Source organism: Vreelandella lutescens (assembly GCF_014640815.1).
Taxonomy (GTDB): domain Bacteria; phylum Pseudomonadota; class Gammaproteobacteria; order Pseudomonadales; family Halomonadaceae; genus Vreelandella; species Vreelandella lutescens.
In genome coordinates this window covers 859,650-872,679 of the sequence record NZ_BMHM01000001.1, presented here as the reverse complement: position 1 = coordinate 872,679, position 13,030 = coordinate 859,650, and the positions used below count along the sequence as shown (strand labels likewise).

Sequence of the window (13,030 nt, the reverse complement as noted above, 5' to 3'; positions counted from 1 at the left end):
GCCCTCGAGTCGAGCGGGAATAGCTCAGTGGTAGAGCATCGCCTTGCCAAGGCGAGGGTCGAGAGTTCGAATCTCTTTTCCCGCTCCAATTGGTTCACACCAACGACTTGTTAGGCTGGATGGCAGAGTGGTTATGCAGCGGACTGCAACTCCGTGTACGCCGGTTCGATTCCGACTCCAGCCTCCATTTTCAGTGTAGCGATCACTGCTAAAGTGTCGAGACACTGCCCGGATGGCGAAATTGGTAGACGCAAGAGACTTAAAATCTCTCGGAGGTAACTCCGTGCCGGTTCAAGTCCGGCTCCGGGCACCATTTAATGGCTTGTTTAGTACAAAGGCATAAATTGATAGCGCTGCGAGATTTCATTATCTACGCGGCTTTTTTTATGTCTGGCTTCTGCCACCATCCTGCTCTCCCCCGCCTGTCGATTTTTTGCCCGAACGCATCGCTTAGCACAAGTGGTCACGCTATGATGCCTTTCTTATTGTATTAGCGATTTGAAGGAGCGGGCCGAATGAGCACGCCAACATCTGACATTTTGATTATTGGCGGCGGCGTCGCTGGCCTGACCCTAGCACTCGACGTTGCTGATCATTTGTCAGTTACCTTGGTACGCCCAGCACTGGATGACCAAGGGGCCAGCCGCTGGGCTCAAGGGGGGATTGCCGCTGTGCTATCCCCGGATGACAACCTTGAGGATCATGTTAACGACACTCTTATTGCGGGTGACGGCCTATGCGATGAAGAGGCCGTTCGTTTTACCGTTACCCATGGCCCAAAGGCCATTCAGTGGCTCATTGATAACGGCGTTCCTTTTACACCAGACCCCGACCCTGCAGCCCGCTATCCCTATCACTTAACGCGAGAGGGCGGGCACAATGCACGACGCATCATTCATGCTGATGACGCCACAGGCCGTGCCGTGGTCGAAGCGCTGGTCAATAAGGTAGCCGCCCACCCTCGCATTACTCAGCGCAGCGACCTGACTGTTCTAAACCTGCTGAGTGACCATACAGGGCGCTGCATTGGCGCACAGGGGGTAGATAGCGAACAACGGTTGCAGGCGCTTTTCGCTCAACACACGGTCATCGCTACTGGTGGTGCCAGCGGGCTCTATCGCCACACGACCACTCCTGCTCCTAGCAGCGGTGAAGGCATGATGATGGCCGCCGAGCTAGGGGCTACGCTTTGCAATCTTGAATTTCAGCAGTTCCACCCGACGTGCTTGTTCGACCCGGATGGGCCCGCTTTCTTGATTAGCGAAGCCGTACGTGGAGAGGGAGGCCACCTGCTCAACGAAGCCGGCCAGCGTTTCATGCTCGATCTGGACGCACGTGCGGAGCTCGCGCCAAGAGATATTGTGGCCAGAGCGATCGATGCACAAATTCAACAGGGCACCCAAGGACATGTGTGGCTGGATATTCGACATTTAGGTGATACCGCTATACGCCATCACTTCCCCACTATTTTAGCGCACTGCGCCTCGCGGGGAATGGACATTACGCGCCAACCTATTCCCGTAGTGCCTGCGGCCCACTATAGCTGCGGGGGTGTTGCTACCAATCATGTAGGTGCTACAGACGTTGCGAACCTCTATGCCATTGGGGAAACAGCTTATACCGGTCTTCATGGCGCTAATCGTATGGCCAGCAACTCACTACTTGAGTGCCTAGTGTATGCACGCAGCTGCGCGCAGCACTTGCTTTCTCTGCCTCGTTCGCTGAGCCAGTCAATAGTCACAAGCAACTACCAGGCGTCCACTGTTCAGCCAAACGCTCACGTGGATCTGGGAGCATTACATATAATGCGCCGAGAGATGCGCAGCGTAATGAGCCAATACGTCTCTATCGTAAGAAGCAACCAGGGCCTTGCGGCTGCCAGCAAAGCGCTGGCAGGCATCAAAGCAGAATTAGAAGGGGTGGATAAAGCGATGTCGCACCCAGAAAGCGTGCGCTTGAAGCAGGCCATCACATTGGCGCAACTAACGGTACTGGCGGCTTCGCAACGCCACGAGTCTCGAGGCCTGCACTACTCCATCGACTGGCCCGATCATTGCGCTTTATCGGGGCCCTCCAAGCTCACTCTCGCTGGCTCAGGCGTTGCTGAGTAACATCAACGCCCTGGCCGATGAAAACATCGACGTAGAGCACGCTGGCTAATGCCAGCCAGGCTGTCTGGCCACACCCACACACGTTGCGAACCAATACGAAGCCCTACCAGCCAAGGCCCCAGGTAGTCACAGCTCACACTGTACCTCGGGCCTGCCTCACCGGTACTGTGCAGCCAGTAGCCCTCCCACTGGCTGCCGTTCTCAATAAGCTGAAGCATACCGCTAGGCTGCGCATAGAAGGCCGTACACACGAGTGTTGCACCAGCCAGCAGCACACTTACCCCAGCCCAATGCCCTAGCATTACCGCCGTCAGAACTGCCAGACCCAGCGCAAGCGCACCCTGTAAGCCACTTGACAGCTTAGAGCGTGCGATAAGCAGTGTTATCGGTGGTTTCAGCATGCTCAACAATCATTTGCACCAGATGGCGCAAGTCAGGGTCTTCAGGCCACTCCCTGTGCATTAACCAAACAAACAGATCCTGATCCTCTTCCTCAATCAGGCGCTGATAGGACAACTGCTCCTTTTCGCTCAGCGTGTCGAAGCGTTTCTCTAAAAAGGGGATTAACAGTAAATCCAGCTCCCACATACCGCGCCGGGAGTGCCAATAAAGCCGCTTACGGAGTACCGCAGCAGGGGAAGTATCGTCGCTCAACGTTAGCCTCTCCGAGTAAATGAAATGAAATGTCAGTATACCGAAGCTGTGGGGTCGCGCCAGCGCCGAGCTTCGCCTATGCTGTTACTCAGCTTCGCACTAACTTGCCTAGTACCTTGTTTTATCTGAATTGTTTTATGCGGTTATGCGCAGTATGCTGATTTCGATGTTATCGAGGTCGCATGTGCGTGACAGCCTTTAAAGTTCGCAGGGAGCCAACCGATGACCAAATCTGAACTAATCGAACAAATTGCGATGCGTCAACCGGAGCTATCCGCCAAAGAAGTCGAGACGGCGGTGCGTATTATCCTAGATGATATGACCGATGCCCTGGCCAATGGAGGGCGGGTAGAAATTCGTGGTTTTGGCAGTTTCTCGCTTCACTACCGTGAGCCGCGCACGGGCCGCAACCCGAAAACGGGCGACCCCGTTGATTTAGACGGCAAATATGTGCCGCACTTTAAACCGGGCAAAGAGCTGCGAGAGCAAGTCGATGCAAGCCGCGCACTAGGTTACTAAACGAGTGAATAGCGCCATCCGACCTTCTGCGGGATGACGTCGGGCCCAGACTCAGACACAATAGCATCACTGTGAATGTCACTGACTAGGAAACTCTCATGCGTTGGATCAAAGGGCTGATTCTGGCCGTTATTTTATTGGTAGTCCTACTGATAGGCATCCTGTTTGCTGTCAATAACCAGCAGGCCATTGCCTTAAATCTGATATGGGCCGAGCTTCCTGCTGTATCGCTTTCCGTCTGGCTGCTGGCCACATTGGCGGTCGGTGTGATCGTCGGCATGCTGGCCATGCTGGGTGTTTATGTTCGCCTGAAAGCGCAGCTGGCCCGCAGTGAGCGCCATAATAAACAGCAGCGCAAAGAGCTCGACCAATTACGCACCCAGGGGTTAAAGGAACTGGCGTAAATGCATAATGCGGTACTGCTAGGCGTACTCATGGCAGCGATTGCCATTGGCTTTGGCCTTGGTGCGCGCTACGCCTATCGCCGCCAGCAACGTACCTCTATTCGTACTCCCGGCCTGTCGCGGGAATACTTCGTCGGGCTGAACTACTTGTTAAATGAGCAGCCCGACGAAGCGATTAATACCTTTATCCACGCTCTGGATGTCAATAGCGACACGGTTGAAACTCATATTGCCCTCGGCAAACTTTTTCGCTCACGGGGAGAAGCGGATAAAGCCGTTAGCATTCATCAAAACCTGCTGGCACGCCCGGCCCTCTCAACCGCTACCAACGACACTATTCAGCTTGAACTTGCCCGTGACTTTATGGCTTTAGGCGTGCATGACCGTGCACAGCGGCTGCTGCGTAGCCTACTTGAGCACTCGTCCAACGAAGCACTTCGTTTAGAGGTCAAGCGGCTGCTCATCGATTTGCTAGAGCGGGAAAAAGAGTGGCAAGACGCTCTGGATATCGTTCAACCGCTCATTAAGCAGCAGCCCGCTATGCGTCGCCCTGCCTCACACTGGCTCTGTGAGCTTGCCCAGGAAGAGATTCATCAATCGAGCCGTGCGCTGGCACGCAAGCACCTCAAAAAAGCCCTGCAGCTAGATGAGCGCTGTGTTCGCGCCACTTTAATGCTCGCAGAGCTTGAGATGGATAACGGTCACTACGAGAAAGCGATTGAGCAGCTTAACCATATCCCGCAACAGGATGCTGCCCACGTTCCCACTATGCTTCCCGCATTGCACCGCGCCTATACCCGTAATAACGACATCGCTGGTTTAGAAAGCGACCTGTTTAAACTACTGGGTCAAGCGCCCTTTACCAGCGTTATTGTGGCACTAGGATCCCTCGTGCATCAACGAGACGGCGTCGACAGTGCCATTGAGCGTACCGGCGCATGGCTAGGTGAAGCACCTAGCCTCGGAGGGCTCGATTATCTGGTCGACCTCTACCTTGAGAGCGAGCGCCTTGCGGGCAAGACGACTCCAGATACTCGCCTACTCCTGCTAAAACACCACACAGAAGCCCTGCTAAACGGCCGACCGCGTCATCGCTGCCGCCGCTGCGGATTCAGTAGTGACAGCCTGACCTGGCAGTGCCCTAGCTGCCGCCGCTGGGGCACTATCAAACCTATTACCGGGGTCGAAGGTGAATAGCCGTTAAACGCTTGCCAGTTCGGCTTCAATCGCTGCCAAAGCGGCCATGGGGTCCTCTGCCTGGGTCACCGGACGACCCACCACCAAGTGTGTACTGCCCGCCCGCAGTGCGTCAGCAGGCGTCATAATGCGCTGCTGATCGTTCGCTGCGGCAAAGCTTGGGCGAATCCCAGGAGTGACCTTCAAAAACTCATTACCGCAGTGAGCTTTGATCTGACCGGCCTCTTGGGCAGAGCATACAACGCCACCTAATCCACTTTGCTGGGTAAGCGCTGCCAATCGCATCACCTGCTCAGCCGGGGTTGCACTTACCCCCGCCTCCTGAAGATCTTCCGCCTGCATACTGGTCAATACCGTGACTGCGATTAAGTGCGTAGTGAGCTGATGATCAGATAGACGCTTGGCGGCTGCCTCCATCATTTTACGCCCACCTGAGGCGTGCACATTCACCATCCAGACGCCCTGCTCTGCTGCCGCCTGAACGGCACTCGCCACCGTATTAGGAATATCGTGGAATTTGAGATCAAGGAAAACATCGAATCCACGGCCATGAAGTGCTTCCAGCACAGCAGGGCCACTTCGCGTAAAAAGCTCTTTACCCACTTTGACCCGGCAACGAGCCGGATCAAGCTGGTCAGCCATGCAAAGCGCCGCATCAAGTGAAGGATAATCCAGGGCAATAATCAGTGGGGAATCGGTGGACACGCGCTTACTCCGTGTTCGTGAACGCTGGTAGGAAAACTGCGCCATTGACGCTAGCAGTGCCCCTTAGTGTACCAGCCTCATAAGGCTTGCAGTGTAAGTGATTCGCCATTTACCCGTAGCAAAAAACTTACAAAAAGTATCGTTAATTACTTACAGCACTGACGGTTTGAAACGATTAAGTTTACTAAGGCGGTGTCCAGAAGGCCTCCGCGATCACTCGCCCCCACGCTGAGCACTTGGGTGGCTCAATAGAAAAATAGAAGGAATGTTACCGATGCAGACCACATTTAAACGTTTCGTAGCCGCACTATTGATTAGCCTGAGTCTTGGTTTCACAGGTGCAGCGTTAGCTCAGGCCGTTGCACCCATTAACGTAAACAGTGCCGATGAGGAGCTACTTACCGAACTGCCGGGCGTGGGCCCAAGTCGTGCCGCGGCCATTATTGAAGAGCGTGAAACGAATGGTGATTTTACCGATGCAGACGATCTAACGCGTGTGAGTGGGATTGGGCCCGCTACCGTAGATCGCATGCGTGATCAAATTACGTTTGAAGAGTAACGGTAAGTAGCCAGACTTGCTCTGCCGCCGTACGACAATACGCCGACGGCGGCAAAACGACACATCGCTTTATAATGTATCGCCCGGCACTCGCACTTGGCCGCTCATTAATATCCGCGCGCTTCGACTCATCACCGCTTGGTCAATCTGCCAGCGTCCATCCACTAGGCTGGCTTTAGCTCCCACGCGAAGTGACCCTGAAGGATGACCAAACGTCACCGCGTCACGCTCATCCCCTCCGGCTGCCAAATTCACCAGAGTCCCTTGAATCGCCGCTGCCGCGCCGATCGCAACGGCTGCCGTGCCCATCATGGCGTGGTGCAGCTTACCCATCGAGAGTGCCCGCACTACCAAGTCAATATCTTCAGCATTCACCGCTTTACCACTTGATGCCGTGTAGCTGGCTGCCGGTGCCACAAACGCCACCTTGGGGGTATGCTGACGACTTGCAGCTTCCTCCACATGCTGAATCAGCCCCATACGAACGGCACCGTGGGCACGGATCGTCTCAAACATCGCCAGTGCGCGAGCGTCCCCATTAATCGCTTCCTGCAACTCACATCCGGTGTAACCCAACGCTTCGGCATTGACGAAAACCGTTGGGATACCCGCATTAATCAGCGTGACTTTGAGCACACCGACGCCTGGCACATCTAAGTCATCGACGACGTTTCCAGTGGGGAAAATCGCGCCTTCACCGTCGGCGGGGTCCATAAAGGCGACGGGGATTTCTGCCGCCGGAAAGGTCACGCCATCCAGCTCAAAATCGCCGGCTTCTTGCACTTCACCATCTGTAATGGGCACTTGGGCAACAATGGTTTTCTGAATGTTAACCTGCCAAATGCGCACTTCTGCGATGCCATTTTGCGGCACCTTCGCGGGGTCCACTAGGCCGTTGGCGATAGCGTAAGGACCTACTGCCGCGGAGAGATTACCGCAGTTGCCGCTCCAATCCACAAAGGGTTTATCAATCGACACTTGACCAAACAGGTAGTCCACGTCGTGGTCAGGAGAGTCACTCTTCGAGAGGATCACCGTTTTGCTGGTGCTTGAGGTTGCTCCACCCATACCGTCAATCTGCTTTTCATAGGGGTCGGGGCTACCAATTACCCGCAGCAACAGCTTATCGCGCGCTTCACCGGGCACCTGAGCGACCGGGGGTAGATCGCTCAAAGTGAAAAACACCCCTTTACTGGTGCCGCCGCGCATATAGGTGGCGGGAATACTGATTTGTGCTTTATGAGCCATTACGTACCTCCTAAAAAATAGCCTGGCAACCGCCAGGCTATTCGCTATCAATCACACCCTTACCATTACGCTAGCACCGCTAGGCAACGGAGGATTCCAAAAAGTCTTGAGCAAACCGCTGCAACACGCCACCGGCTGAATAGATGGTCACTTCTTCAGCCGTATCCAATCGGCAAACCACCGGCACGCGCTCGGTGCTGCCACTGGTGCGATGAATAACTAGCGTGAGCATGGCGCGCGGTTCCGGCTCCCCTTCGACATCGAAGACTTCTGTTCCGTCTAACGCCAGGGTATGCCGAGTGGTACCGTCTTCAAACTGCAGCGGCATGACGCCCATACCGATCAGGTTGGTGCGATGAATACGCTCAAAACCTTCCGCTACGATTGCTTCCACTCCCGCCAGCGCGACGCCTTTGGCCGCCCAGTCCCGGGAGGACCCCTGGCCATAATCCGCACCCGCAATAATGATCAGCGGCTGCTTACGCGCCATATAGGTCTCGATGGCTTCCCACATACGCGTGACCTGACCCTCTGGCTCAATACGCGCCAGCGACCCCTGCAGCACTTTGCCCTGCTCGTCGTGGACCATTTCATTGAACAGTTTCGGGTTCGCCAGGGTTGCCCGCTGGGCGGTCAGGTGATCGCCACGGTGAGTGGCATAGGAGTTAAAGTCCTCCTCCGGCAGGCCCATTTTGTGCAAATACTCCCCCGCCGCGCTATCGAGCATGATGGCATTGGAAGGCGAGAGGTGATCGGTAGTGATGTTATCCGGCAGAATCGCCAGCGGGCGCATGCCCTTCAGCCCACGCTCTTTCGCCATGTTGCCTTCCCAATAGGGCGGGCGGCGAATATAGGTACTCTGGGGCCGCCATTCGTAGAGAGGGCTTACCTGCGTGCGCGCACTTTTATCCAGATCAAACATCGGGATATAGGTTTGGCGGAACTGCTCGGGCTTCACCGACGACTTCACGATGGCATCGATTTCGCTATCGTCGGGCCAGATATCTTTAAGGGTGACCGGGTTATCCTGCTGGTCATACCCCAGCACGTCTTTTTCAATATCAAAGCGAATGGTGCCCGCGATGGCATACGCCACCACCAACGGCGGTGAGGCCAAAAACGCCTGCTTGGCGTAGGGGTGGATACGGCCGTCAAAGTTTCGGTTGCCGGAGAGCACTGCCGTGGCATACAGGTCACGGTCGATAATTTCCTGCTGAATGGTCGGCTCAAGCGCGCCAGACATCCCGTTACAGGTGGTACAGGCGTAGGCCACCACACCAAAACCCAGGTTTTCCAACTCGTCCATCAAGTGGGCTTCTTCTAAGTACATCTTGACGGTTTTCGAGCCGGGGGCCAGCGACGACTTCACCCAGGGCTTGCGGGTCAGCCCTAACCGGTTGGCGTTGCGGGCAATCAACCCCGCCGCCACCATATTGCGTGGGTTAGACGTGTTGGTGCAGCTGGTGATGGCGGCAATGATCACCGCGCCATCCGGCATTCTACCTGCCTGCTCATCGGCCCGGGCTTTATCCAAGTTGATGGCAATACCACGCTTAGCCAGCTCAGAAGTAGGCAAGTGAGCATGGGGGTTAGAAGGCCCTGCCAACGTACGCGCCACGCTTGAGAGATCAAACGTTAATACCCGCTCGTAATAGGCACTCTTGAGATCATCCGCCCATAGCCCGGTGTGCTTAGCGTAGGCTTCTACCAACGCCACCTGCTCATCTTCACGCCCGGTGAGCTTGAGGTACTCGATGGTTTGATTGTCGATATAGAACATCGCCGCCGTGGCACCATATTCCGGCGTCATATTGGAAATCGTGGCGCGGTCGCCCACGGTCAGCGCATCAGCCCCTTCACCGTAGAACTCTAAGTAAGCGCCCACTACCCGCTCTTTACGCAGAAACTCGGTAATGGCAAGCACCATATCGGTGCCAGTAATGCCCGGCTGCAGCTTGCCAGTGAGCTCGACACCGACAATATCCGGCAGGCGCATCATCGAGGCGCGGCCTAGCATCACGCTTTCCGCCTCCAAGCCGCCGACTCCCACGGAGATCACCCCCAGCGCATCCACCATGGGCGTATGGCTGTCGGTACCCACACATGTGTCTGGATAGGCGATACGCACGCCGTGCTCATCAGGGCGGCACTGTACCACCGGCGACATCTTCTCCAGGTTGATCTGGTGCATGATGCCGTTGCCGGGGGGAATCACGTCGACGTTTTCAAACGCCAGCTTGGTCCAGTTAATAAAGTGGAAGCGGTCATCGTTACGACGATCTTCCACTTGGCGGTTTTTCTCGAAGGCATCCTTCTCAAAGCCCGCATGCTCGACGGCCAGCGAGTGGTCGACGATCAGCTGAGTGGGCACCACCGGGTTGACCTTGGCCGGGTCACCGCCTTTGTCAGCAATGGCGTCACGCAGACCGGCCAAATCCACCAGCGCAGTTTGGCCAAGAATGTCGTGGCAGACCACCCGCGCCGGGTACCAGGGAAAGTCCAGATCCTGCTTGCGCTCAATCAGTTGCTTCAGCGCATCCGTGAGCAGTTCAGAGTCACAACGACGCACCAACTGCTCCGCCAATACCCTTGAGGTATAAGGCAGCTTAGCGTAAGCACCCTGCTCTATCTCTTCGACCGCTTGGCGCGCATCGAAGAACTCAACCGGCGCGCCTTCTACCGAAACGTTGGGTAGAAGCTTGCGATAATTGGTGTTCATAACGCCTCTCACTTAGTGATCGCACGGTCGGTTAATCACGCGCTTCGATGGGTACCCATTCACTCTTCTCAGGACCGATGTAATCAGCGCTGGGGCGAATAATACGGTTATTGGCACGCTGCTCGAACACATGCGCGGCCCAGCCGGTCAGCCGAGACATCACAAAAATCGGCGTGAACAGCTTGGTCGGAATATCCATGAAGTGGTAGGCGCTGGCATGGAAAAAGTCTGCGTTGCAGAATAGCTTCTTCTCCCGCCACATTACCTCTTCACAGCGCACCGATACCGGATAGAGCACGGTGTCACCGACGTCATCGGCCAACTTCTTTGACCACTCTTTAATGATGGCGTTACGCGGGTCGGACTCGCGGTAAATCGCATGACCAAAGCCCATGATCTTCTCTTTGCGCTCCAGCATGCCCAGCATTTCCCGCTCGGCCTCTTCTGGCGAGCTCCAGTGCTCGATCATCGCCATGGCCGCTTCGTTGGCACCACCATGCAGCGGGCCGCGCAGCGAGCCAATGGCTCCGGTCACGCAGGAGTGCATATCCGACAGCGTGGAAGCACACACGCGGGCCGTAAAGGTAGAGGCGTTGAACTCATGTTCGGCATAGAGAATCAGCGAGACGTTCATCACACGGGCGTGCAGCTCAGAGGCTGGCTCGCCGCGCAGCATATGCAGGAAATGGCCGCCTACCGAGGCGTCATCGGTTTCAGTATCAATGCGCACGCCGTCATGGCTGAAACGGTACCAGTAGCAAATAATCGAGGGCAGCACGGCTAATAGGCGGTCCGCCACATCCTGCTGCTCATCAAAGCTCTCTTCGGTTTCCAGGTTACCTAGCATGGAGGCCCCTGTGCGCATCACATCCATCGGGTGAGCGTCTTTAGGAATCTGCTCCAGCACGGTTTTCAGTGCCTCGGGCAGGCCACGAAGCCCTTTGAGCTTGGTAATATAGTGGTCAAGCTCTGCTTGATTGGGCAGCTTGCCTTTCAGCAGCAGGTAAGCGACCTCTTCAAATTTAGCCTTTTCGGCCAGCTCTTTAATATCGAAACCACGGTAGGTGAGGCCGGAACCAGTTTTACCCACCGTACATAGCGCGGTAGCGCCAGCACTCTGCCCTCGTAATCCTGCGCCTGCTAACGGTTTATCAGCCATGTGATGTCTCCTGACGTGCTTATTTATAAGAGTTGTTGGTCAATATGGTTACAAATGAACGCGCTGGTTAAACGTCTTTCTGCTCGGCAAACAGCGCGTCGAGCTTCTGTTCAAAGTCGTGGTAGTTCAAAAAGTCATACAGCTCATCGCGGGTCTGCATAGTGTCAACCACCTCACGCTGATGGCCGTTATCCAGAATGCTTTGGTAGACCTTAAGCGCAGCAGCGTTCATGGCCCGGAACGCCGAAAGCGGATAGAGCACCATGCGGCAGCCAACCTCACCCAACTCTTGCTGGCTAAACAGCGGCGTTGCGCCGAATTCAGTGATATTCGCCAAAATGGGGGCATTGACCCGCTGACAGAAGGCGGTGTAATCATCCAGCGTATGCACTGCCTCGGCAAAAATAGCGTCGGCACCCGCTTCCACACAGGCATTAGCGCGCTCAATGGCCGCATCCAGCCCCTCTTTCTGGAAGGCATCGGTGCGGGCAATCAGGTAGAAATCTGGGTCGAACTTGGCATCGGCGGCGGCTTTAATGCGGTCCACCATTTCCTGCTGAGATACGATGGCTTTATTGGGGCGGTGGCCACAGCGCTTCTGGGCGACTTGATCTTCAATATGCACGGCGGCAACGCCTGCACGCTGCATCTCCTTCACAGTGCGGGCAATGTTGAATGCGCCGCCCCACCCCGTATCAATATCCACCAGCAGCGGCAGGTCAGTCGCGCCGCAAATACGGTGCGCATCTTCCACCACGTCATTCATGGTGGTCATGCCTAAGTCCGGCAGGCCAAACGATGCGTTGGCAACGCCACCCCCAGAGAGGTAAATAGCTTGATGCCCCACTCGCTCGGCCATCATGGCGGTGTAAGCATTGATGGTGCCTAAAATCGGCAGCGGGCGATTGGCTTCCAGCGCGGCACGAAAGCGTGCGCCAGGGGTAAGTGTGGCTAATGAAGAAGTAGACATGGGCGTGAGCTCCTAATCGGACGATGTTGTTGATTGTTGTTCGAGAATAGCGGCATAACGATCTGCCACATTGGCACGGGAAGCGCTAACGTGGCGGCGCATTAACAGCTCGGCAAGCTCGGCATCCCCAGCTTCAATGGCATCCACAATGCGGTGATGCTCCACAAACGCCCGCTGGGGGCGTGTACCGCTGGCACTAAACTGGGTACGGTAGAGGCGCACCAAGTAGTAAAGGTCATCGCACAGCAGGTTCATCAGCATTTTGTTGTGGCTGCCTTGAACAATGCGATAATGAAAGTCTAGGTCGCCTTCCCGCTGGTAGTAGGCTTCACCGCGTTTTAAGTCGCCCTGGCTTTCGTGCAGCGCCAACACATCGCGTAAGCCCTGAATTTCCTCAGAGGACATATGCTCAGCGGCCAAGCGAGCTGCCATACTCTCTAGCGCTTCTCGCACGTCAAACAGCTCTAATAGCTCTTTCATAGAGAGCTTAACAACGCGCGCCCCCACATGAGGCACACGCTCGATAAGGCGATGAGCTTCAAGGCGACGCATGGCTTCACGCAGCGGCCCACGGGAGATACCGTAGGTTTTAGATAGCCCAGGCTCCGTAATTTTGCTGCCCGGCGCTAGTTCACCGCGCACAATGGCGCTTTGCAGCTGATGAAAGACACGTTCAGCGAGCGTGCGCACCTCAGGTGACACGGGCTCTGGAAGCGCTTCATCGGCAGGAGCGGAAGTTGTAGCAAGTAACGTCATGGCAAATTGTCGACAATTAGGGAATAGAG

The 13,030-nt window shown here is 55.7% G+C and carries 12 protein-coding genes and 3 tRNA genes; 8 read left to right on the top strand and 7 right to left on the bottom strand.

Annotated elements, in window-relative coordinates; genetic code table 11:
* Window positions 1-13: 13 nt before the first annotated feature.
* The 4 genes from IEW65_RS04065 to nadB all read left to right on the top strand — a co-directional run bounded on the left by IEW65_RS04065 (window position 14) and on the right by nadB (window position 2,111).
* Window positions 14-88, top strand: a tRNA-Gly gene (locus IEW65_RS04065).
* Between the two features lie 25 nt (window positions 89-113).
* Window positions 114-187, top strand: a tRNA-Cys gene (locus tag IEW65_RS04060).
* 39 nt (window positions 188-226) lie between these two features.
* Window positions 227-313: transfer RNA gene (locus tag IEW65_RS04055), tRNA-Leu, on the top strand.
* 202 nt (window positions 314-515) lie between these two features.
* The gene (gene nadB / locus IEW65_RS04050; protein WP_188638204.1) at window positions 516-2,111 is read left to right on the top strand and encodes an L-aspartate oxidase; all 1,596 of its coding nucleotides are present in this window, start codon (window positions 516-518) and stop codon (window positions 2,109-2,111) included.
* 360 nt (window positions 2,112-2,471) lie between these two features.
* On the opposite strand, the gene IEW65_RS04045 is transcribed toward nadB, so the two are convergent.
* On the bottom strand, window positions 2,472-2,765 hold the full coding sequence (locus tag IEW65_RS04045) for an FAD assembly factor SdhE (protein ID WP_188638203.1): 294 nt from the start codon (window positions 2,763-2,765) through the stop codon (window positions 2,472-2,474).
* Between the two features lie 222 nt (window positions 2,766-2,987).
* Between IEW65_RS04045 and IEW65_RS04040 the strand changes: the two genes are divergently transcribed.
* The 3 genes from IEW65_RS04040 (at window position 2,988) to lapB (ending at window position 4,885) form a co-directional block, all read left to right on the top strand.
* On the top strand, window positions 2,988-3,284 hold the full coding sequence (locus tag IEW65_RS04040; RefSeq protein WP_139525607.1) for an integration host factor subunit beta: 297 nt from the start codon (window positions 2,988-2,990) through the stop codon (window positions 3,282-3,284).
* A gap of 98 nt (window positions 3,285-3,382) precedes the next feature.
* Entirely contained in the window at window positions 3,383-3,688 is a 306-nt protein-coding gene (locus IEW65_RS04035; RefSeq protein ID WP_188638202.1) for a lipopolysaccharide assembly protein LapA domain-containing protein, read from the top strand.
* On the top strand, window positions 3,689-4,885 hold the full coding sequence (gene lapB / locus IEW65_RS04030) for a lipopolysaccharide assembly protein LapB (RefSeq protein WP_188638201.1): 1,197 nt from the start codon (window positions 3,689-3,691) through the stop codon (window positions 4,883-4,885).
* Between the two features lie 3 nt (window positions 4,886-4,888).
* Here the strand turns inward: lapB and pyrF are convergent, their stop codons facing one another.
* Window positions 4,889-5,590: an orotidine-5'-phosphate decarboxylase gene (gene pyrF / locus IEW65_RS04025; RefSeq protein ID WP_188638200.1), complete on the bottom strand. Its 702-nt coding sequence runs from the start codon at window positions 5,588-5,590 to the stop codon at window positions 4,889-4,891.
* A 274-nt stretch (window positions 5,591-5,864) separates the two neighbouring features.
* On the opposite strand from pyrF, the gene IEW65_RS04020 reads away from it, so the two are divergent.
* A complete protein-coding gene (locus IEW65_RS04020; protein ID WP_188638199.1) occupies window positions 5,865-6,149 on the top strand; it encodes a ComEA family DNA-binding protein in 285 nt (94 codons plus the stop codon).
* A 69-nt stretch (window positions 6,150-6,218) separates the two neighbouring features.
* On the opposite strand, the gene prpF is transcribed toward IEW65_RS04020, so the two are convergent.
* The 5 genes from prpF to IEW65_RS03995 all read right to left on the bottom strand — a co-directional run bounded on the left by prpF (window position 6,219) and on the right by IEW65_RS03995 (window position 13,001).
* The gene (prpF, locus tag IEW65_RS04015) at window positions 6,219-7,397 is read right to left on the bottom strand and encodes a 2-methylaconitate cis-trans isomerase PrpF (RefSeq protein WP_188638198.1); all 1,179 of its coding nucleotides are present in this window, start codon (window positions 7,395-7,397) and stop codon (window positions 6,219-6,221) included.
* 79 nt (window positions 7,398-7,476) lie between these two features.
* Entirely contained in the window at window positions 7,477-10,116 is a 2,640-nt protein-coding gene (gene acnD, locus IEW65_RS04010; protein WP_188638197.1) for a Fe/S-dependent 2-methylisocitrate dehydratase AcnD, read from the bottom strand.
* A gap of 31 nt (window positions 10,117-10,147) precedes the next feature.
* Window positions 10,148-11,275: a bifunctional 2-methylcitrate synthase/citrate synthase gene (gene prpC / locus IEW65_RS04005; RefSeq protein WP_188638196.1), complete on the bottom strand. Its 1,128-nt coding sequence runs from the start codon at window positions 11,273-11,275 to the stop codon at window positions 10,148-10,150.
* 67 nt (window positions 11,276-11,342) lie between these two features.
* Complete coding sequence (gene prpB, locus IEW65_RS04000) at window positions 11,343-12,245, bottom strand: methylisocitrate lyase (protein ID WP_188638195.1); 903 nt, start codon at window positions 12,243-12,245, stop codon at window positions 11,343-11,345.
* A 12-nt stretch (window positions 12,246-12,257) separates the two neighbouring features.
* The gene (locus IEW65_RS03995) at window positions 12,258-13,001 is read right to left on the bottom strand and encodes a GntR family transcriptional regulator (RefSeq protein WP_188638194.1); all 744 of its coding nucleotides are present in this window, start codon (window positions 12,999-13,001) and stop codon (window positions 12,258-12,260) included.
* Between the last annotated feature and the right edge of the window lie 29 nt (window positions 13,002-13,030).